20 protein-coding genes are annotated in these 19,148 nt (G+C 68.3%); 6 read left to right on the forward strand and 14 right to left on the reverse strand.

What is annotated here, in order from left to right; translation table 11 throughout:
• Window positions 1-5: 5 nt before the first annotated feature.
• The 9 genes from T9R20_RS13895 to T9R20_RS13935 form a co-directional block, all read right to left on the reverse strand.
• On the reverse strand, window positions 6-803 hold the full coding sequence (locus T9R20_RS13895) for an ABC transporter ATP-binding protein (protein WP_322409897.1): 798 nt from the start codon (window positions 801-803) through the stop codon (window positions 6-8).
• The gene (locus T9R20_RS13900) at window positions 800-1,666 is read right to left on the reverse strand and encodes an ABC transporter ATP-binding protein (protein WP_322409898.1); all 867 of its coding nucleotides are present in this window, start codon (window positions 1,664-1,666) and stop codon (window positions 800-802) included. Before T9R20_RS13900 ends, T9R20_RS13895 begins: the two co-directional genes overlap by 4 nt.
• Entirely contained in the window at window positions 1,663-3,297 is a 1,635-nt protein-coding gene (locus tag T9R20_RS13905; protein WP_322409899.1) for an ABC transporter substrate-binding protein, read from the reverse strand. Before T9R20_RS13905 ends, T9R20_RS13900 begins: the two co-directional genes overlap by 4 nt.
• A 95-nt stretch (window positions 3,298-3,392) precedes the next feature.
• Entirely contained in the window at window positions 3,393-4,268 is an 876-nt protein-coding gene (locus T9R20_RS13910; protein WP_322409901.1) for an ABC transporter permease, read from the reverse strand.
• Complete coding sequence (locus T9R20_RS13915) at window positions 4,268-5,374, reverse strand: ABC transporter permease (RefSeq protein WP_322409902.1); 1,107 nt, start codon at window positions 5,372-5,374, stop codon at window positions 4,268-4,270. The genes T9R20_RS13910 and T9R20_RS13915 overlap by 1 nt, the downstream gene beginning before the upstream one ends.
• A gap of 457 nt (window positions 5,375-5,831) precedes the next feature.
• Window positions 5,832-6,836 (reverse strand): HTTM domain-containing protein, encoded by a 1,005-nt coding sequence (locus T9R20_RS13920; RefSeq protein WP_322409903.1) that lies wholly within the window; start codon window positions 6,834-6,836, stop codon window positions 5,832-5,834.
• Window positions 6,833-7,594 carry a DUF5819 family protein gene (locus T9R20_RS13925; protein ID WP_322409904.1) on the reverse strand — a complete coding sequence of 254 codons (762 nt, stop codon included), beginning with the start codon at window positions 7,592-7,594 and terminating at the stop codon, window positions 6,833-6,835. The genes T9R20_RS13920 and T9R20_RS13925 overlap by 4 nt, the downstream gene beginning before the upstream one ends.
• 70 nt (window positions 7,595-7,664) lie before the next feature.
• Entirely contained in the window at window positions 7,665-9,329 is a 1,665-nt protein-coding gene (locus T9R20_RS13930) for an ice-binding family protein (protein ID WP_322409905.1), read from the reverse strand.
• A gap of 124 nt (window positions 9,330-9,453) precedes the next feature.
• A complete protein-coding gene (locus T9R20_RS13935; RefSeq protein ID WP_322409906.1) occupies window positions 9,454-10,053 on the reverse strand; it encodes an SRPBCC domain-containing protein in 600 nt (199 codons plus the stop codon).
• Between T9R20_RS13935 and T9R20_RS13940 the strand changes: the two genes are divergently transcribed.
• Window positions 9,942-10,412 (forward strand): TetR-like C-terminal domain-containing protein, encoded by a 471-nt coding sequence (locus T9R20_RS13940; protein ID WP_322409907.1) that lies wholly within the window; start codon window positions 9,942-9,944, stop codon window positions 10,410-10,412. The genes T9R20_RS13935 and T9R20_RS13940 overlap by 112 nt on opposite strands.
• Complete coding sequence (locus T9R20_RS13945) at window positions 10,409-10,867, forward strand: ester cyclase (RefSeq protein WP_322409909.1); 459 nt, start codon at window positions 10,409-10,411, stop codon at window positions 10,865-10,867. Before T9R20_RS13940 ends, T9R20_RS13945 begins: the two co-directional genes overlap by 4 nt.
• A 24-nt stretch (window positions 10,868-10,891) precedes the next feature.
• On the opposite strand, the gene T9R20_RS13950 is transcribed toward T9R20_RS13945, so the two are convergent.
• Both T9R20_RS13950 and T9R20_RS13955 read right to left on the reverse strand, forming a co-directional pair.
• Window positions 10,892-11,503: a DUF305 domain-containing protein gene (locus tag T9R20_RS13950; RefSeq protein WP_322409910.1), complete on the reverse strand. Its 612-nt coding sequence runs from the start codon at window positions 11,501-11,503 to the stop codon at window positions 10,892-10,894.
• The gene (locus T9R20_RS13955) at window positions 11,500-12,777 is read right to left on the reverse strand and encodes an MFS transporter (protein WP_322409911.1); all 1,278 of its coding nucleotides are present in this window, start codon (window positions 12,775-12,777) and stop codon (window positions 11,500-11,502) included. Before T9R20_RS13955 ends, T9R20_RS13950 begins: the two co-directional genes overlap by 4 nt.
• A 38-nt stretch (window positions 12,778-12,815) precedes the next feature.
• Here T9R20_RS13955 and T9R20_RS13960 point away from each other — a divergent pair, with 38 nt between their 5' ends.
• Window positions 12,816-13,160, forward strand: a complete 345-nt coding sequence (locus T9R20_RS13960) for a metalloregulator ArsR/SmtB family transcription factor (protein ID WP_322409913.1) — start codon at window positions 12,816-12,818, stop codon at window positions 13,158-13,160.
• A 344-nt stretch (window positions 13,161-13,504) separates the two neighbouring features.
• Here the strand turns inward: T9R20_RS13960 and T9R20_RS13965 are convergent, their stop codons facing one another.
• The 3 genes from T9R20_RS13965 to T9R20_RS13975 all read right to left on the reverse strand — a co-directional run bounded on the left by T9R20_RS13965 (window position 13,505) and on the right by T9R20_RS13975 (window position 15,903).
• Window positions 13,505-14,251, reverse strand: coding sequence for a CPBP family intramembrane glutamic endopeptidase (locus tag T9R20_RS13965; RefSeq protein ID WP_322409914.1), 747 nt, complete (start codon window positions 14,249-14,251; stop codon window positions 13,505-13,507).
• A gap of 102 nt (window positions 14,252-14,353) precedes the next feature.
• Window positions 14,354-14,899 carry a hypothetical protein gene (locus T9R20_RS13970; protein WP_322409915.1) on the reverse strand — a complete coding sequence of 182 codons (546 nt, stop codon included), beginning with the start codon at window positions 14,897-14,899 and terminating at the stop codon, window positions 14,354-14,356.
• Window positions 14,900-15,147: 248 nt separating this feature from the next.
• Entirely contained in the window at window positions 15,148-15,903 is a 756-nt protein-coding gene (locus T9R20_RS13975) for a CPBP family intramembrane glutamic endopeptidase (RefSeq protein WP_322409916.1), read from the reverse strand.
• A 34-nt stretch (window positions 15,904-15,937) separates the two neighbouring features.
• Between T9R20_RS13975 and T9R20_RS13980 the strand changes: the two genes are divergently transcribed.
• From T9R20_RS13980 to T9R20_RS13990, 3 genes are all read left to right on the forward strand, one after another.
• Window positions 15,938-16,540 (forward strand): low molecular weight phosphatase family protein, encoded by a 603-nt coding sequence (locus tag T9R20_RS13980; protein WP_322409917.1) that lies wholly within the window; start codon window positions 15,938-15,940, stop codon window positions 16,538-16,540.
• Window positions 16,541-16,662: 122 nt separating this feature from the next.
• Complete coding sequence (locus tag T9R20_RS13985) at window positions 16,663-18,201, forward strand: polysaccharide biosynthesis tyrosine autokinase (protein WP_322409918.1); 1,539 nt, start codon at window positions 16,663-16,665, stop codon at window positions 18,199-18,201.
• Window positions 18,202-18,206: 5 nt separating this feature from the next.
• Window positions 18,207-19,112 carry a hypothetical protein gene (locus tag T9R20_RS13990; protein WP_322409919.1) on the forward strand — a complete coding sequence of 302 codons (906 nt, stop codon included), beginning with the start codon at window positions 18,207-18,209 and terminating at the stop codon, window positions 19,110-19,112.
• Window positions 19,113-19,148: the final 36 nt, after the last annotated feature.

A 19,148-nucleotide genomic window follows, 5' to 3' on the forward strand; every position in this document is an offset into this window, starting at 1 on the left:
GGGCGTCAGGCGCCGGAGCGCGCCGACTCCATTTCTCGGTACGCGCCGACGAGGGCGCGGGTGTAGGGATCCGTGGGGCGACCGAGCACCTGGGTGGTACGGCCGGCTTCGGCGATCTCGCCGCGGTACATCACGATGAGCTCGTCGGTGATGAACGCCGTCGCAGGCAGGCCGTGCGAGACGAACAGCAGCGCGGCGTCGTGGTCGGTGCTGTACCGCTTCAGCAGGTTCAGCACCGCGCCTTGCACCGAGACGTCCAACGCGCTGACGGCCTCGTCGCAGACGAGGTAGCGCGGCCGCACGAGGAGCGCCCGCGCGATGGCCATGCGCTGCCGCTGCCCGCCGGACAGCTGGGCGGGGCGCCGCTCGAGCAGCGACACGTCGATCGACAGCTCCTCGGCGATCTCCTCGATCGCGGTGTCGCATTCGGCGCGCGTCCAGCCGCCCAGCCGCTGGCCGGGAACCCGCAGCGACTGCCGGATGGTGAAGCGCGGGTCGAAGGTGGACGTCGTGTCCTGGGCGATCAGCTGCACGCGGCGCCGGTACTCGCGGCGACCCCGCGCGGTCGAGAGGGCCGACCGGAGATCCTGACCGTCCACGTGCACCGTGCCGCGTGTGGGGCGGTCGAGCCCTGCGATGATGCGGGCCACCGTCGACTTTCCCGACCCGCTCTCGCCCACGATCCCGACCCGGCGACCGGGGGCCACGGCGAAGGTGACGGAGCGCACCGCCTGCACGCGGTGGAAGTCGCGTCCGAGATCGGTGACCCGGATGCCGGCGTCGTCGACGCTTCGCACGGTCATGCGGCGGCCGTCCGCTCGGCCGCGGCGATCGACTGCAGCGTGGGGAGCTCTGCGAGCGTCGCGGTCTCCAGCGTGGGCACGCAGGCGAGAAGCCCCCGGGTATAGGGGTCGCGGGCGTGATCGAGGCGATCGGAGGCGATCGTCTCGACCACCCGCCCCTGGTGCATGACCACCGTGGTGTCGGTGAAGCGGCGACAGAGCTCGATGTCGTGCGTGATCATCAGAAGCGCCGTCCCCTCCTGGTCGGCGAGGTCGAACATGAGCTGCATGGTCGACACCGCGAGGGTCGCATCCAGGGCACTGGTCGGCTCATCGGCGATGAGGAGGGCGGGATGCGACGCCATCGCGATCGCGATCATGACGCGCTGTCGCATGCCTCCCGAGAGCTCGGTCGGACGCGCCCGCATGACGCGACCGGGGTCGGCGATGCCGACGGCGGCGAGTCGCTTCACAGCTGCCGCGCGCGCAGCGCGTGCGGTCATCCGCTCCGCCCCCCGCAGCACCGCGACCAGCTGGCTCCCGATCGTCCACACCGGGTCGAGCGAGTGCATCGCGTCTTGGAAAACCATCGACATCCCGGGGGTCCGGACCGGGATGCGCGGCTGCCGGCGCGGATCGATGGACCGGTTCAGCGGCGCGTACCGGAAGTCGAGCCGGTCAGCGCGCACCGAGCCGACCAGGGGGTCGAGGAAGCCCGCGATCGCGTTCGCAAGACTGGTCTTCCCCGATCCCGATTCGCCGACCACCGCCATCTTCTCGCCCTCGCGGAGGGTGAGGTACGCGCCGGTGACAGCGGGGGCGTCGCCGTAGTGGATGCTGAGGTTCTGGACGTCCAGGACGATGTTGCGCGTGTCGGAGGTCATTCCGTCTCCCGGGTCAGCTGCGAGTAGTCGATGACGTTGTCGGTGCGGAAGACGTAGCCGCCGACGTCGTTGCCGAAGGCGTTCAGCGGCTGCACGTATCCGACGTAGATCGTGGGGAGGTCGGTCTGCAGGATCCGCTGCGCCTCGTTCCACCACGCGCCGGCCTCGGGGGTCAGCGGGTCGCCGACGGCGTTCCCCTCGGCGAGCGCGGCGCTGAATTCGGGGGTCTCGTAGTTGGGCCAGTTCAGCGGCGAGCCCGGCGTGTAGAACAGCGCCAGCACGTAGGGCGGTGACTGCACGATCGCGTAGTCCCGGCCCATCGAGGCCTGGAAGGTCTTGGCGGCGAGGCCCTCCTGGAAGACGGCGGAGTTGACCGAGTCGACGGTCACGTCGAATCCGGCGTCGGCGGCGGCCGACTGGATCAGCACCGCCGTCTCCTCGAGGTCGGGGACGGCGGAGTTGACCGTCAGCGTGAACTCGACCGGCTCGGTGTACCCGGCCGCCTCGAGGATTTCCTGCGCCTGGGCGGGGTCGTGTTCGGGGGCGGCGAGACCTTCGCCGTCGAATCCGGGGGCGTCCTCGGAGAGGATGGAGCCGACGGGATCGAGACGCCCGCGGTAGACGTCGTCGATGATGTCGTCGTACGGGATCGCCATCGAGAACGCGCGGCGCACCTCGGGGTCATCGAACGGCTCTGCGGTCGTCAGCAGCGGGATGTAGACGTAGGCGTTGGTGGGCACGGTGAAGATCTGCGCCGCCCCGCTGTCGGCGAGGTCCACCTGGTCCGCGGGACGCAGCTGCGTGGCGATCTGGGCGTCGCCGCTGCGGACGAGATTTGCCCGCTGACCGGCGTCGGGCACGACCCGCTGCACGATCGTGGTGATCTCGGGTTCGCCGAGCACGTAGCCGGGGTTGGCGGTGTAGACCATCTGCTCGCCGGGGGTGTAGTCGGTCAGCTCGTAGGCACCGAACCCGTAGGAGGCGTTGGTCTCGGACCACTCCACGGCGTACGGGTCGTCGTCGGTGGCGTGCTCGAGCAGAACCGTGGAGTCGTAGATGTTGTACGGCTGGTTGGCGAGCATCGACAGCAGCGTGAAGCCGTAGCCGGGGTCGCTGATCGTGATCGACACGGTCGACTCGTCGATCACCGTGACCTGGGTGTCGGGGTCGGTCAGTGCCGGCGCCGAGACGAAGGGCACCACGCTCGTGGGGGTTTCGAACTTGCGCTTGATGGAGAACAGCACGTCGTCGGCCGTGATGGTGTTGCCGGCGACGCTCTTGGCGTCGGGGTCGAGGTGGAAGGTATAGGTCAGGCGGTCTTCGCTGACCTCGTAGCTCTCGGCGAGGAGCGGCTCGAAGCCGAACAGATCCTGGGATGCCGACAGGTCGCCCTCTCCCTCGACGTACGGGTTGCGGATCAGCGTCGCGCCGGTGTTGGCCCAGAACTCACCGGCCTCGTACCCGGTGGCGCTGGTCTCGTAGCTGAAGCTGGGCGGCTGCGCGGCGGTCACGATGACGAAGGCCGAGGATTCCTCCGAGGATGCAGCAGAGCCGCAGCCGGCGAGGACGAGGGCGGTGGCGCTGAGGGCGACGCCGACGACGGCCAGTCGGCGAGGGGTTCGGGTGTTCATGGGTGGGGATCTCCTTGGGCGGGGGCGGGGCGGAGCGATGCGGCGGGATGGTGCGGAAGGAAACGCGGTGTGGGCGCCGGTGAGGGCGACGCTGTTCAGGAGCGGGATCGGGTGACTCCCGCGACGAAGACCGATGCCGCCCAGACGGAGAGGCCGAGGGCGACGGCGGGGAAGAGGAAGGGCCACCAGCGACCGACCACGGCGTCGGTGGCGCCGTTGGCGAGCATGCTTCCCCACTCGGGCGCGGGAACGGGCACTCCGACGCCGAGGAAGCCGAGGGCAGCGCAGAAGATGATGCCCATCGCGAAGATCGCCGAGGTGTTCTCGATGGTCGAACGCGACGAGTTCGGCAGGACGTGGCGGAAGACGATCTCGGCTTCGCTCTCGCCGGCGAGCCGTGCGGCATCGACGTAGGCGTCCGAGCGCGTCTTCAGCACTTCGGTGCGCATGAGGCGCGCTTGGAAGGGCACCAGCACCAGAGCGAGCGAGAGCACGATGACCACGGGGTTGCGGCCGAAGAACGACACCAGGACCAACCCGGCGATCATCACCGGGATCGCCTGAACGAGATCGACGGCGCGGGTGAGGATGCGGGCGACGAGGCCGATCGGGCCACCGCGCGACTCGTACATCCCCGCGATCAGGCCGATGATCATCCCCAGCCCCGTGGCGATGACGGTGATGGCGAGCGCCATCGGGATGTTCAGTGCGAAGGCCGCGACGACCCGCGAGAAGACGTCGAGGCCCATCGAGTCGGTGCCGAACCACCACTCCGCCGACGGCGGCTGCGAACTGGTCCCCACCACTCGCGTCGGGTCGAAGGGGGCGAGGAGCGGACCGATGAAGGTCAGGACGAGCACGATCCCGAGCGGTACGCAGTGCAGCACCAGCGACGCCCGAGGCGAGAGTCGGCGGGTGCGCCGCCTCGGGATGACGGTGTCGAGGTCGGCTCCGGCGATGGCGGCGGCCATCATGCCCCCTTTCCGGTCTCGACCCTGCGGCGCGGGTCGAGGGTCATGGTGAGGATGTCGACGATGAGATAGATCGCCAGGCACATCGCGGCGACCACGAGAAGAAAGGAGCGGAGCGCGAAGACGTCGGAGGCGTTGACGGCATCCACCGCGTACTGACCGAGCCCTCCGAGCGCGAAGAGCGATTCGAGCACGACCGCGCCACCCAGGAGCAGGCCGAACATCATCCCGAGCATGGCCACCACCGACGGAAGCGCGCGCCGGTAGATGCTCAGCAGGATGGTGCGCCGCGGCGCTCCCGAGGCGATGCGGAATCGCGTGGACGGCTCGTCGATGGCGTGGTCGAGGTTGATGATGAGGGTCTTCATCAGAAGCGGCGCGTGGGCGACCATCATCACGATGACCGGGAGGGCCAGTCGGGAGGCGTAGGAGGCTGCGGCGGCCGTGTCCCCGGCGATCACGGCGTCGAAGAGGGGAAACCCGGTGACCTGAGGCGGGGCCAGGAGCATCGGGTCGAGGCGACCCGATGGCGCCGGAGCCCACCCGAGCACGGCGAAGAACAGGTAGATGAAGGCGATCCCGATGACGTACTCCGGCAGCGCGCCTGCGGACCGGGCGTAGCTGAGCAGGACGCGCGAGACCCGATTGGCGCGGTGCGTGACCACGTAGTGCGAGAGCAGCAGAGCGACGATCGACGCGGCCAGCAGGCCGGTGAACACCAGCTCGAGTGTGGCCGGGATCCGCGTGGCGAGGTCTTCCGCGATGGGTCGGCCCGTCGCGATCGAGGTCCCGAGGTCGAGGCGGGCGAGCGACCCGAGGTAGCTGAGGAGCTGCTCCCCCACCGAACCGTCCAGCCCGTAGGAGGCGCGCGCCTCCTCGAGATCGGCTCCAGTCAGTCGTCCGCCGGTGGCGGTGACGACCGGGTCACCGGGGATGAGCTTGACGAGGAAGAACGAGACGAAGACGAAGACCAGGAGGTTGACGGCAGCCAGGAGGATGGTGCGCAGCAGCCACCAGTGACGGCGGATGGCGCCGAGCCCGGCCGATGCGGGCGCCTCGTCCGCATCCGTCGCGGCCGGGGGCGCAGTGTGTTCGACGACGCTCATGGATCACCTCCCGTGTCGGGCGCAGGGCCCAACGTCGGGACGGTCTCAGGACCGGTGGGAACCTGCGAATGATGCCACGATCGCAACACCGTGTTTCGCCGGCCCTCGCGGGAGGCAACAGTTTGATTGCGCGACCCCTCGCGTCATAGGTATCGGGATTTCCCCCGGTCAGGGGCCATTAGCGCGGGATTGCGCCGTTCTCCGCGCCCCGCTGAAGCCCGAAGATTCGCCCCACACTCACCCTCATTTCACCCTGAGATCACCCGGGGGGTCGCGCGTAAAGTAGCGTCAGCAGTGAAGACCCGGCGATGCCGTGCCTTCTCCTCTGAACCGCAGGTCACCCGAACACCTGCGACAGAAAACTCGTCAGGCTCGGCGGACACGCATTTCACCCTGGACGGCGTGAGCGCTGAGCCGACCCCCGAATCGCAGGTGCCGTGACCCGTCCCACAGCGGGTCACGGCACCTGTTCTGCCCCATGATGGAGGAACGGGCGGCGGGTCACTGTGCGCCACGCCCTGTCCCACGAGCGATCGCGGATGAAGACCAGGTCCAGCGCGATCATCGCCAGCGAGAACGGCCAGAGCCCGAGCAGCAGCCCGATCGACAGGTGCATGCCCATGAGGACAACCAGCGCGGCGTAGCGTGTGGGTCGCCAGAGCAGCAGTACGGGGAAGGCGATCTGCGCCACGACCGACACCCACGAGCCGACGACGACGAACGGCACGACCGCTCCGGCGAGGTCGCTCAGCGCCGGGAAGACCCGGAACACGTCGAGGTGGAACGCGTAGTACAGCGCGCTGCCCTCGCGCCACTCCGAACCCATCAGCTTGAGGATCCCCGAGTTCACGTAGACGAGGATCACCTGATAGGCGCACAGCACCACCACGGTGTTGTGCGCGACGGTCCCCAGCCACGGGGGCATCCGCGCCGGCGACCGCCGCGCCGCCACCGGCCCGCGCATCCGCCGCAGCCACGCGTCCACCGACCAGTGCTGCGAGAGGTCGGCGAAGACGCAGAAAAGCAGCACGAGCCGGATGACCACGTCTCCGCCGTTGGTCAGATAGACGCTGTTGGTCGACAGCGCCACCCAGAACACCAGCAGCAGCGGGGTGACGACGCGCGTCCCGATCCCGACGATGAAGAACGTCGTCAGCGCGACCAGGGTGGCGTAGCTGAGATCGAAGAGCGCGGCGTCATCCTTCGGGAAGAACACGCGCAGGATGTCGGGGTACCCGCGCCTGTCGACGGCGGGGTCGACCCACACCGATCCCGCGCCCCACAGGTAGTGGCGGTCGGCGGCGCTGGTGAGGAGGAGCCACAGGATCGCGATCCCGAACAGAATGCGCAGGGCCGACATGCTGCGCACCGCGTGCTTCGTCCCTGTCACCCACTGCACGGTGCGGTTCCAGACAGAGGTTAGGGAGAGGGATGCCGCGCGCGGCGCGGGCGCGGTGGTCACGACCCGTCGCCGTATCGCGCGATGACCTCTTCGAAGGCGGCGAGCGCCTCGGGACGCACGGCATCGTCGGCCTGCCGCCAGCCGAAGCGGAGCGTCGTGGGAGCGTGCTGCGCGACGGAGTCGAACTGCCGCTCGAAGTCATTCGGCCGCTCGCGATAGACCTCCCACCGCACCCGTTCGATCTGCTGCCCGAACGACGCGGTGGCGAAGTAGGTCAGGTATTCCTTGAGGGCGAAGTCGGCGCGAAGAAGGCCGATCGCGGCGCCGCGATCGTCGCCGAGCTCGCTCAGGCTGTCGACCAGTTCTTCCGGTGGGATGCCGCGGAACCCGGCGCCGCTTCGTTCGATGAACGTGTCTTGCACCATCAGCCGCTGCGCGGGGGCGAGGTCGTCGAAGCGGGACAGATAGGACGACAGGGCGTTCCACGACAGTTTCTGCACGCGCGAGGGAAGCGGGTGGCCCTCGACGGCGGCGAACTCGATCTCGGTGACGTTCACCCAGCGGCTCTTGACCAGCTCGCCTCTGGCATCGCGCCACTGCGCCTGGACGCGCAGCTGCGGGTTCGAGCGCGCGATATCAGGGGCAAAGACGTTCCACTCCTGCGCGAAGTAGGGGGTCGACGCAGACTTCACGGCCGAGAACGCGCCGGTCACCGGATTGGGTGGGTTGACGAAGAGCAGGGTCACCCCGACGTAAGCGGCCACGACGAACAGAGACACCGCCGTGGCGATGCCTCTGAATCGGGGAGCGGGTGCCATGGCGACAGCTCGGGAGTGTGGAATGCGCGGGCCCGCCTCGTGGACGGCGAACCCGCGCAGTCTGTGGGGCCTACCGGCCGAACCGATGACGACGTGCCGCGATCATGAGGGCGCCGGTGATCAGCAGCGCCGCGCCGACCGGCACGAGCCAGAGCCCGTCGAACCCGGTGGCCGGGAGCGCTCGCGTTCCCGTCGCTGTCGGCGTCACCCTCGGAGTGACGGTCGGTGTGGCGGTGGGCGTGATCGTGGGCATCGGGGTGACGATGACCGGGCCGGCGCCGTCGGTGTCGCCATCGGCTGCGCCGTCCGAACCGGTGGAGCCATCGACGTCGACCTCGCCATCGACGTCGACAGCCCCATCGGCGTCCCCAGCGCCGGCCGCATCGACCGCGCCATCCGTGTCGACAGCGCCGTCCGCGTCGACCGCGCCGCCCCCATCTACGGCGCCATCGGCGTCTACGGCACCGTCGACATCCACGGCACCGTCCGCGTCGACCGCTCCGTCGACATCCACGGCACCATCCGCATCGACCGCACCATCCGCGTCAACCGCTCCGTCGACATCCACGGCACCGTCCGCGTCAACCGCACCGTCGACATCCACGGCATCGTCCGCGTCGACCGCTCCGTCGACATCCACGGCACCATCCGCATCGACCGCACCATCCGCGTCCACCGCTCCGTCGACATCCACGGCACCATCCGCGTCCACCGCACCATCGACATCCACGGCACCATCTCCGTCGACCGCACCGTCAGCGTCCACGGCACCATCTCCGTCGACCGCACCGTCCACGGCACCATCTCCATCGACTCCGCCATCCGCGTCTACGGCACCATCGACATCGACCGCGCCGTCGGCATCCACCGCGCCATCCACGGCACCGTCGACATCCGCATCGACCGCGCCATCCGCATCGACCGCACCATCTGCATCGACGACGCCGTCGACATCGACCGCACCGTCCGCGTCGGTCGGCCCGGTCTCACAACCGGGGAGCACGAAGGTGTTGGTGTCGAGGGTGACCGCGCCTGTTCGGGCGAGGGCTCGTCCCTCGACCGTGGTTCCGTTGACGACGGTGACCGAGACCTGCGCGAGGATCGTGCCGACGAAGTCGGTGCTCGAACCGAGCGTCGCCGAGCTGCCGACCTGCCAGAAGACGTTGCACGCCTGCGCACCGTTGATCGGCACGACCGAGCTCGAGGTGCCCGTGATGAGCGTCTCGCCGATCTGGAAGATCCAGACCGCTCCCGGGTCGCCCTGCGCATCGAGCGTCACCGCACCGGTGACACCCGCCGCACCGGCCGTGGTGTACACGCCCGGGGTGAAGGTCTGCCCGCCGAGCTCTGTTCCCAGCGCCCCGTCCGAGGCCTGCCCGGCGGCGTTGTTGTACGCCACGGTAAGATCGCCCTGCGCCTGGAGGGCGACGGCATCGCCGGCGTGCAATTCACCACCTGTGACTACGGCGGGCGGAAACCCGGTGATCGCGGTTCCGGGTGCGACGCCGACGTCTCCGCCGAGTTCACTCGGACCGGTGTTGGTCACCGTCGAGGCGCCGAGCACCACGAACGATCCTGCCGTTCCGAGGCCGACGGCCGTCGCCGCGGTCGCGGGTGATCCGCCGATGGCGAAGCCCGCGAGGACCAGTCCGATCGCGCCGATCGCGGCCGCAGGAGCGCGGAAGCGACGGAGGGAATGTCGAGCGCGAGGCTCCGGAGACGCGTGACCGCTCATCAGGACCGCCAGATCTTCCCCGAATGCGGGGGCAGCATAGCCCTAGGTGAGCCTTCTCACCCTGACAGCGCACCGACCGTTCCACCAGGCCCTTATGCGCCGACGGTTCGGGGTCTACCGTTGGTCAGCTCCGCGACGCGACCGCATGCACCGGCTCGACTGCCGTCGCCGCCCGCTCCTCCACCCGAGACTTCAGTGCTCGGTTGAACGCGGCGTACCAGCCTTCGCCGTGGTTCTTCGCGAAGAACCCCTCGAAGGGCTTGGTCAGGGCCCCCGAGAAGGTCTCGGTGTTGTTCACAGTCGTGGTGCCGTCGTCGTTGCCGACGAGGGTGAACGTGTGCTCGCCGAGGAAGAGGCCGGTCGAGATGATCTTCGCCGACCACTGCAGCTCACGGCTCGGCGTGGCCGCGGTGACGGTCGAGGGGAACGACATCCCCGGCATCCGCATCTTCAGCTTGCTGCCCAGTTCTGGCGAACCGACGATCTCGGAGAAGTTGCTCCAGTCGCCGTACTCGGCGAAATCGGAGAGCACCTCCCAGACCTGGTGGCGTCCGCCAGCCGTCGCTGTACAAGCACATCCACTCCCTCGCGGGGCTGCACCGCGACATCGCCGTGAACGCCAAGCGCGACCTCGGCGACGTGCTCGCCCGTGCGTCGGTGGGCCGATCCGGTGCCGACGCGATCTCCGCGATGTCGCACGCCTACCGCGAATGGGCTCTGGCACACCCTGCCCGCTACGCGGCGTCGAACCTCATGCCCGCACCGGGCGACGTGGAAGACGAGGCGGTCTCTCTCGCCGCCATCCAGGTCATCGCCGATGTCCTCACCGCCTACCGCCTCGAGGGCGACGACGCGGTGGACGCGATCCGCGCCTTCCGGTCGACCCTGCACGGCTTCGTCTCCTACGAGACGGCGGGTGCGTTCCGCTGGAGCGCCGAGGTCGATCGCAGCTTCGGCCGTCTCGTCGCCGGATTCATCCTCGCTCTCGATCGCTGGGCCGACACCGTCGCGCCCGCCTCCGCCCCACCGACCGCCCGTCACAAACGAACGACATCGACATCGAACCAGGAGAAGAAGTCATGACCGAGCAGAACATCACGACCGCATCCGACAGAGACGCCGCCTCACAGCTCGTGAAGTCGTGGGTTGCCCTGTGGAACGGAGACCTCGATATCGCCGACGCGATCATCTCCGAATCGAATCGCGTCCACGCCGCGATGTTCGACGGCGGCGACGGGAGCGCCGTCGGCGGAGCCTCGGGCATGAAGGACTTCGTCGCACAGATGAGGTCTCTGATGTCCGACCTGGTCTTCTCGATCGATGTCGGCCCCCTCGTCGATGGCGACCACGTGGTCGTCCGCTGGGTCGCCACCGGCCACTACGGCGGCGGTCTTCCCGGTGCCGGCGCCCCCGTCGGCGCCGAGGTGACTTTCCACGGCACCGACATCCTTCGGCTCTCGGACGGCAAGGTCGTGGAGTACTGGCTCAACGCCGACACCCTCGACCTCATGACGCAGCTGCAGGTCGGGGCGGGATAGCGCAGAAGAACCGCCCCGCGCCGGTCACACCGTCTCGAGCAGCTCCTGCATCTCGGTGATCTCGGCGGTCTGGCTGGCGATGATCGACTCGGCAAGGGCGACCATCTCGGCGTCCTCGCCGTCGGCCACCTGATCCTCAGCCATCTCGATCGCACCCTCGTGGTGCTCGATCATCTGCTCGAGGAAGAGCCGAGATGCCTCGGCGCCCTCGGATGCTTCGAGGGCATCCATGTCTTCCTCGGACATCATGCCCGAGTGGTCCATGCCGCCCATGTCCATGTCATCCATGTCGCCCATCGAGATGCCCTGAGCGTCGAGCCACTCCCGCATCTGCTCGATCTCGGGGCCCTGGGCGGCCCTGATGCGCTCGGCGAGCGCCGCGACATCCTCATCGATCCCGTCCTTCTCGAGCAGCATGTCGCTCATCTCCACCGCCTGCTCGTGGTGGGGGATCATCATCATCGCGAACTGCGCGTCGGCGCTCATCATCTCGCCGGCCTCGGCACTCGCTGACCCGTGACCGCCGTGCTCGCCCATCTCGGTGCCCGGCGAGGTCGACCCGCACCCGACCAGGGCGATACTCAACGCCGCGGCCGCAGCCAGACCCGCCAGGGGTCGCATTCGTGAAGCGTTCATCGTGTCCTCCCTTTCTCCTCCTGAGGATACCCCACCCCGGTATCTTCCGGGTCGCCGGACGGCGCCGGGACCGCGCGAGACCCGAAGAGGATGGCTGCGCCCGCGAGACTGATCCCGAGCAGGACCAAGGTCGACATCCCCACGCTCCACACCCCCACCCATCCCGCCACGGGATAGGTGATCAGGTAGCAGGCGTGCGACAGCGCGAACTGGGCGGCGAAGACAAGCGACCGGCGCGAAGGATCGGATGCTGCGGCGAGAACTCGTCCGGTCGGTGTGGCGATGAGCGACGTACCCACTCCGATCGTCGCCCACGCAGCGAAGAGACCGCCCCACATCCCAAACGAACCGGCAGGCGCGAAGGCGGCCAGGGCCGCCACGGCCAATCCGCCCACAACGACGCCGGCACCGACCCGCATGACCGTGAACACCGACCACCGCCCCACCGCCCGGGGCACGATCAGGGCGGCGACGACCGACCCGGCGCCGAAGACGGCGAGCGCAACAGCAACCACAGCGTCATCCGCCCCGGCTCGATCCTTGACCAGCACCACCGTGTCGACGAGCACCAGGGCCACTCCGCACGCGACGACGACGTTGGCGACGAGGACGAACCGCAGGGACGGGGTTCTGGCGAACAGTCGCAGGCCGCCGGTGAGGCGATCCCCGAACGAGGACGACTCCCCTGCCGGCACCGGCGGCAGTGTCGCCGCGAAGACCAGCGCGGCGGAGGCGGCGAACCCGACCGCCGTGCCCGCGAAGAGGGCGGTGAACGGGATGACGGTGAGAAGCACCGCCGCGAGGACGGGACTGAGGATCGCCTCGAGGTCGTAGGCGATCCTCGAGAGCGACAGAGCGCGGGTGTACTCCTCGCGCCGGGGAAGGACGGCCGGGATCACTGACTGGAAGGTCGGGGTGAACGTCGCCGAGGCGGCCTGCAGCACGAAGATGAGGGCGTAGATCTGCCAGATCTCGCTCACGAACGGCAGCGACGCGGCCATGGCGAGGCGCACGAGGTCGGCCCCGACGAGCACGGATTTCGCGGGAAGCCGGTGCACGAGGGCCGCGACGACGGGCGCGACCCCGACGTAGGCGACCATCTTGATCGCCAGCGCCGTGCCGAGGACGGCTCCGGCGGCTGCACCCGCGAGCTCGAACGCGAGAAGACCGAGGGCGACGGTGAGAAGCCCGGTGCCGACGAGAGCGACCACCTGTGCGATGAAGAGCAGCCGGTAGGTCCGATTGCCGAGCACGCTCGCAATACCTTCACGCATGCGAAGATTCTAAGGCAATGGGATGCGAGACTGTGCCTGTGAGCCACGATGCCACGGCACCTCTCGACCCGCAGGACGCCTATGTCGACGTCGCCGCCGAGATCTTCCGAATGCTGTCCGACCCGACGCGCGTTCGCATCATCCTGGCACTGCAGGACGGCGAACGCTCGGTGAGCCAACTCGCCGAGGTGGTGGCGAAGTCACCCACGGTGGTGTCGCAGCACCTGTCGAAGATGCGCCTCGGCCGGCTCGTCCGGGCCCGCCGCGAGGGCACGACGATGCACTACAGCCTCATCGACGAGCATGTTCGGAGGCTGGTGACCGAGGCCGTCTTCCAGGCCGAGCACTCCGTCGACGACCAGCCGCCCCATCACCGCGGTTAGGTCGCCGCGCGACCAGCATCTCTAATTGAGGCATCGAGGGGATTCACCCTCCTTTCACCCGCATTCACCCCTGTCAAATCCGGGTGCGTCGCGTATCGTTTCCGAAAGTTCACGAGCGAGGGAACGCCCGAACCCCATCCGTTGACGAGTCACCCGAGGCTCGCGCGGAGACTGATCGGCTCTGCGCGCGCGAGTTCGCCTAAGGGGCGGTCCGCTCCGGCGCGGTAGCCCCCGAGACGCAGGTGCCGTGACCCGTCCCACAGCGGGTCACGGCACCTGCTTGCATCCTGGCGGGCGGAAAGCGTGACGCCGACGCGACACGCCCGGCGCTCTCACCACGACAGTTACCAGAGCAGCAGCGCCAACCCCGACGCGTTGTACAGCACGTGCGCCGCGATCGCCGCCCAGAGCCGGCCTGTCACCACGGTCAGCACCCCGCATCCGACACCGACCACGAGTGACCCGATGATGAGTCCGACCGGCACGAGCGCCCCCGCGGCCACGACGTGCAACAGCACGAACGCCGCCGTAGATGTCGCGACGGCGACGATCGATGCCCCGACGCGCCCGGCATCGGCGAGCGCGTCGCCCAGGGCCCGCACCATCAGTCCCCGAAAGTAGAGCTCTTCGACGATCGGTGAGACGATCACCGCGGCCGACGCCGCGATCACCAGGGCGATGGTGGCATCCCCCGAGAGCGCTCCACCCAGCGGCCCACCGAAGCCGCCGAGCGTCGGTGCGAAGAGCTCGACGACCGCGCGAGCGATGAGCCCGACGAAGAGTCCATATAAGAGGTCGGTCCAGACCCACTGACGGATGCCGGTGGCTCGGGCGAATCCGACGAGCGAGGTGAAGGCCGCGGCGGCCACGACAGCGATGATGAGGGGGGCGTTGGCGGCGAAGATCGATGCCGCGGCGGCAAGCCATCCCGGCATGCCCGCCCACATCGGCCCGGTCGCATCGACGACGAAGAGCAGAAGCGCCGCTGCCCCGAACCCTCCGGCGGCGACGAGAAGTGCTCGCCAAGGCTCGTGATACGAGCGGACGAAGAGATAGGGCCGCCCCGGGGTGACGCCCGGAGCCGAAGTCATGGAGAAAATGCTATCCGCAATGCTCGCCGGATCACGACCGAAACGACATCGACCCCGGGCAGGTGCCCGGGGTCGATGTCATGAATCTGTTGCTGCGGAGCCTTACTCGGCGTTGGCAGCAGCGCGGCGGCGAGCCACGGCGGCGGTGATGGCGATGCCACCGAGGCCGACCGCTCCGGCACCGAGCCAGATGGCTGCGGCCGGAACGGCGTCGCCACCGGTCGCGGGCAGCGAGCCGCCCGTACCACCGGCCGCACCGGTGCTGGCAGCAGCAACGGTGACGGTGACGCTCTGGCTGTCGCCGTCGGCGTCGGTGATGGCGATCGTGTAAGTACCGCCGGCGGTCGGCGCCGTGAAGGTCGCCTCGGCCGTGCGGTCGTCGCCCGCTTCCTTGACCGCCGTGTCAGCCGCGACCGCGGCGAACGAGATCGAGGTCAGCGTGTTCTCGGTGACACCGGGGCCGGAAGTCGCGAACGTCGTGGTGCCGTCGACGTTGGTCGCGGTGATGACGGTCGCCTGGCCGGGAACCAGCGTCGGGTCACCGACGGTGGTTTCGACGTCGGAGTTGTAGTCGGCGTTGGCCGCCGACGCTCCGGCGAGGACGATGAAGCCGGCAATGCCGACTGCGGTCAGAGTTTTCTTGATCATGCGCTGGTACCCCCCACAAGGTCCTAGGCGTGGATTCGGTATTTAGATGAGAGCGACATGAACGTTAGCTGAGTGCCAGCTGAGTCGCCGCTGATGTCATCGTAGCCACACGGCAATCGGATTCCATAACTCAGGAAGTTTCCAGAAAGTAACATTTCCGCTCGGCGTGTCCTCCCTTTGGGGGACAAATTGGGTCGCCACGTCCGGAATTCCGCGGCTCTGGGAACCGAAGAAGATTTTCCTGCCGTTCACCCCAGCGAAGCCCCGATGAGGCCGATCGCGACAGCGGCGGTGTTGAACACGGCGTGAAGCAGGATGGCGCCCCAGATTCGCCCGGTGAGCAACACGATCCCTGCGGCGATGAACCCGAGCATCGCCAAAGACGTGATGTCCGTCGGGTCGGTTCCCGCCGTGACGGCATGGAGCAGGATGAACAGCCCGGTCGACACCAGCGCCGCCACTGCACCCGCGGCCACGTACCCCACAGGTCGACGGAGGAGGGTGAACACCGACACGAGCAGGATGCCGCGGAAGAACAGCTCCTCGACGACGGGTGCGACGAAGATCCCACCGAAGGCGTCGACGATCCACCACTCCGCCGGCGGCAACCCGCCGAGGGTCGTGAATGAAGGGAACTCGCCCCCGGTGATGACGCCCCTCACGAGGCAGAGGGCGACACCAAGCCCCACCCCCCAGAGCAGATCCGTAGGACGAAACCGCAGCAGGCCCGCTGGTCGAGATCGGGTGAATCCCCACACGATCGGCGCCATCATCCCGCCGACGACGACCACGGTCGCGAAGACGGATGCCGCCGGACCCGGCCAGGCAGCGCTGACCGCGGCCCCGAGAAGGACACCGAGCCCCAACGCGACCAGCGAGACGGCGAGAAGCCACTCACGCCACGCCCGCACAGTGCGCCCTCCGAGGCGCCAGTCGGTGCGCGCGCGACGGCCCGACGAGCGGCGTGATTCGGTGATGTTCACGTCGCTAGAGTGATCGAGCACGCGCTCACGTTACTCCGAGGGAAAAGGTCGGCCGGTGTTCGAGATCCTCACGGTGTGCACGGGAAACATCTGCCGATCGCCGCTCGCCGCATCCCTGCTCACCACTCGGCTGGCCCCGCTCGACGTCGTCGTCGGGTCTGCCGGCACACGAGGCCTGAGCGACGCGCCGATGACACCCGAGACCGTGGAACTCGCTCACGCTCTGGGTGTCGCCCCGGACGAGACCGCACGTCACCGCGCGAGATTCCTGCGGGAAACGCATCTCGACTCCCCCGACGTCATCTTCGCGATGACGCGCGATCACCGCCGGGAGATTGTCGAGCTCGCCCCGTCGCGCATGAGGTCGACGTTCACCATTCGCGAGTTCGCGCGTCTTGCCGACTCGTTGACCGACGACCAGCTGCGGGCGTCTGCGGATGCTGGCGGCTCAAGCGCCTCTGCACGCGTGCGGGCGCTGTCCGCCGCGGTTGCATCGCAAAGAGGCCTCGTCCTCCCGCCGGCCGACCCGGCCGACGACGATGTCGTCGACCCCTACGGCCGTTCGTGGCAGACGTACCAGTTGTCGGCCTCGCAGCTCGAGCCCGCGGTGAATTCAACCGTCCGAGCCCTGAAGCTCGCGATTTCGGTGGTCGAGTAGCCGGCGAAGCCGCTCCCCCGGTGGTCGAGTAGGCGCCGCAGGCGCCGTAGCGAGACCCCCGACACCCCCACGAAACACCCCCATGGCAGTATGGTCCGCAAGTTCGGGACACGAGAGGCACCATGGAGCTCATCGACTACATCCGCATTCTGCGGAAAAACTGGCTGATCATCGTGGTCGCGACGCTTCTGGGCATCGGCGCAGCTGCGGTCTTCTCGTTGACGCGCACACCGCTCTACGAAACTCAGAGCACAGTCTTCGTGTCGAGCCAAACCGGCGGCACGATCCAGGAACTGCAGCAGGGATCGACCTTCACGCAGGCACGTGTGACGACCTACACGAACCTCGTCTCCACGCCGATCGTGATGAATCCCGTGATCGCTGAACTGGATCTCGGGATCACCGCGGCGCAGCTGGACGCCCAGGTCGAGGCATCGTCCGCCCTGAACACGACCCTGATCACCATCTCTGTCACCGATGCCGATGCAATCCAGGCAGCCGACATCGCGAACGCTCTGGCATCGAGCCTCACCTCCGCCGTCGAGACGATCGAGACTCCGAACGGGTCGGAGACCAGCCCTGTGCGGCTCACGCGGGTGAAAGACGCTCTGCCACCGCTCGCTCCCTCGAGCCCCAACGTCATGCTGAACCTCGCCCTGGGCGGGCTCGTCGGTCTGGCTCTCGGCATCGGCGCCGCAGTCCTGCGCACCATCCTCGACACGCGGGTGCGCTCGGCTCGCGACGTGGAGCAGGTGACAGACCGACCGTTGATCGGCGCCATTCCGTTCGACGGGCGGGTCAAGGAGCGTCCGCTCATCGTGCACGCCGACCCGCTCAGCCCACGCTCAGAGTCGTTTCGCGCCCTCCGCACGAACCTCCAGTTCCTCGACATGGATGGCCGCTCGAGCTTCGTCATCACCTCGAGCGTGCCGAGCGAAGGAAAGTCGACCACGACGATCAATCTCGCGATCGCGCTGGCTGACGCGGGTAAACGCGTTGCGCTCTTGGACACCGACCTCCGCAAGCCGAAAGTCGCGGAGTACCTCGGCATCGAAGGCGGCGCGGGCTTGACAGACGTTCTGATCAACCGGGTGCGGGTGGGCGATGTGATGCTGCCCTGGGGTGGCCGCAGCCTCTACGTGCTCCCTGCAGGCAAGGTTCCGCCTAACCCGAGTGAACTTCTCGGGTCGGCTCAGATGCACACACTCCTCGAGGTCTTGGAGCGCGACTTCGACGTCGTTCTCTGCGACGCGCCGCCTCTCCTCCCCGTGACGGATGCCGCCATCCTTGCGAAGGCGACGAGCGGCGCCATCCTCATCGTCGCCTCGGGACAGACCAACCGTCACCAACTGAGCGGAGCAGTTGAAGCTCTTCAGACCGTGGGGGCGAAGATCGCGGGTCTCGTGATGACCATGGTGCCCACGCGGGGCCCCGACGCGTACTACTCCTACGGCGCAGGCTACGGCTATGGATACGGCTACTTCCAGGAGCAGCCCACGAAGGGCCGACAGCGAGGCAAGACGACCGGAAAGCGTCGAAGCGGGACGCCAGTCGCCAGTGCCCCGGTACCTGCGAGCCCGATGCGGACCGGTGACCGTCCGGTACCGGCAGATCCCTCCATGAGGCGTCCGGCCGACGCAGGTCGTCCAGCCCAGCGCTGAGCTCGATGGCCCATCGACCTCCGAAGCTGTTCGCTGCGCGCTGGACGGCGGTCGCCCTCGTGGGTGTTCTCGCCGTCGGCGTAGCAATCGTTTCCGCTCTAGCGCTCGCGCAGTCGCGAGGACCGGCGACCGCCGAGTCCAACCCGATCCCGTCATTCTCGCTCGGTGTGCAGACGGCCACTCCGACGCCCAGCCCAGAACCCTCGTCCGAGCGCGCTGAACCCTTGCCCAGCGAAGAGCGCTTCCTCGCGGCCGGCAGCGGCGCCTGGTGGCGGGGAACGGCGGGCCGGTGCGGTGAAGCGGAGCCGCTCGTCGAGCGATCCGTGGATGGCGGGCAGACCTGGATCGACGTGACTCCGCGATATCTCGGGATGAGCGAGCTGATGTCGCTGGGCGCTTTCACCTCGACGGAAGCCGAGATGGTCGTCAAGGTGGGGCCAAGCTGCGAAGTGCAAGCCCTGAGGACCTTTACGCAGGGTCAGTTCTGGGAGCCCTATCCCGACGTTCTCGCAGCGTCGCGCTACGTCGACTCTGCCAACTCGGGTGTCGTCGATCTCGGCGACGATTCCATCGCAGCTCCCTGCGAGGAGGCGAGTGGGCTCCGCACCGCAGGCGAAACCATCGCACTTCTCTGCGACGACAGCGCATGGCAGCTTGCGTCATCCACGTGGATCGAGATCCCCAGCGCCGAGCGCGCGACGGCGCTGTGGGTCGAGGGCGAGACGGTGTGGATCGCAGGTGCCGGCTCGGCGTGCGACGGACTATCGGTTTCGCAAGTCGACACCGCCACGCAGGAAGAGACGGTTCTCGCCGCCTGTGTCGCGAGCGCTCTCGATTCGCCGGCTGCGATCACGGTCGTCGACGATCGCCCCGTGCTGTGGGTCGGCGACGACGTCAGCGTCGTCGGCTGACGCCCGACTCAAGTGCTGACACAGCCGTAACCAGCC

The sequence above is a fragment of the Microbacterium invictum genome, assembly GCF_034421375.1.
GTDB lineage: Bacteria > Actinomycetota > Actinomycetes > Actinomycetales > Microbacteriaceae > Microbacterium > Microbacterium invictum_A.

Excerpts from the sequence above, each read along its gene's own strand:
- T9R20_RS13950 (WP_322409910.1), bottom strand. The coding sequence starts at position 11,503 with ATGAACGCTTCACGAATGCGACCCCTGGCGGGTCTGGCTGCGGCCGCG.
- T9R20_RS13970 (WP_322409915.1), bottom strand. The coding sequence starts at position 14,899 with ATGATCAAGAAAACTCTGACCGCAGTCGGCATTGCCGGCTTCATCGTC.
- T9R20_RS13990 (WP_322409919.1), top strand. The coding sequence starts at position 18,207 with ATGGCCCATCGACCTCCGAAGCTGTTCGCTGCGCGCTGGACGGCGGTC.
- T9R20_RS13895 (WP_322409897.1), bottom strand. The coding sequence starts at position 803 with ATGACCGTGCGAAGCGTCGACGACGCCGGCATCCGGGTCACCGATCTC.
- T9R20_RS13915 (WP_322409902.1), bottom strand. The coding sequence starts at position 5,374 with ATGAGCGTCGTCGAACACACTGCGCCCCCGGCCGCGACGGATGCGGAC.
- T9R20_RS13930 (WP_322409905.1), bottom strand. The coding sequence starts at position 9,329 with ATGAGCGGTCACGCGTCTCCGGAGCCTCGCGCTCGACATTCCCTCCGT.
- T9R20_RS13985 (WP_322409918.1), top strand. The coding sequence starts at position 16,663 with ATGGAGCTCATCGACTACATCCGCATTCTGCGGAAAAACTGGCTGATC.
- T9R20_RS13945 (WP_322409909.1), top strand. The coding sequence starts at position 10,409 with ATGACCGAGCAGAACATCACGACCGCATCCGACAGAGACGCCGCCTCA.
- T9R20_RS13955 (WP_322409911.1), bottom strand. The coding sequence starts at position 12,777 with ATGCGTGAAGGTATTGCGAGCGTGCTCGGCAATCGGACCTACCGGCTG.
- T9R20_RS13900 (WP_322409898.1), bottom strand. The coding sequence starts at position 1,666 with ATGACCTCCGACACGCGCAACATCGTCCTGGACGTCCAGAACCTCAGC.
- T9R20_RS13910 (WP_322409901.1), bottom strand. The coding sequence starts at position 4,268 with ATGGCCGCCGCCATCGCCGGAGCCGACCTCGACACCGTCATCCCGAGG.
- T9R20_RS13905 (WP_322409899.1), bottom strand. The coding sequence starts at position 3,297 with ATGAACACCCGAACCCCTCGCCGACTGGCCGTCGTCGGCGTCGCCCTC.
- T9R20_RS13965 (WP_322409914.1), bottom strand. The coding sequence starts at position 14,251 with ATGACTTCGGCTCCGGGCGTCACCCCGGGGCGGCCCTATCTCTTCGTC.
- T9R20_RS13925 (WP_322409904.1), bottom strand. The coding sequence starts at position 7,594 with ATGGCACCCGCTCCCCGATTCAGAGGCATCGCCACGGCGGTGTCTCTG.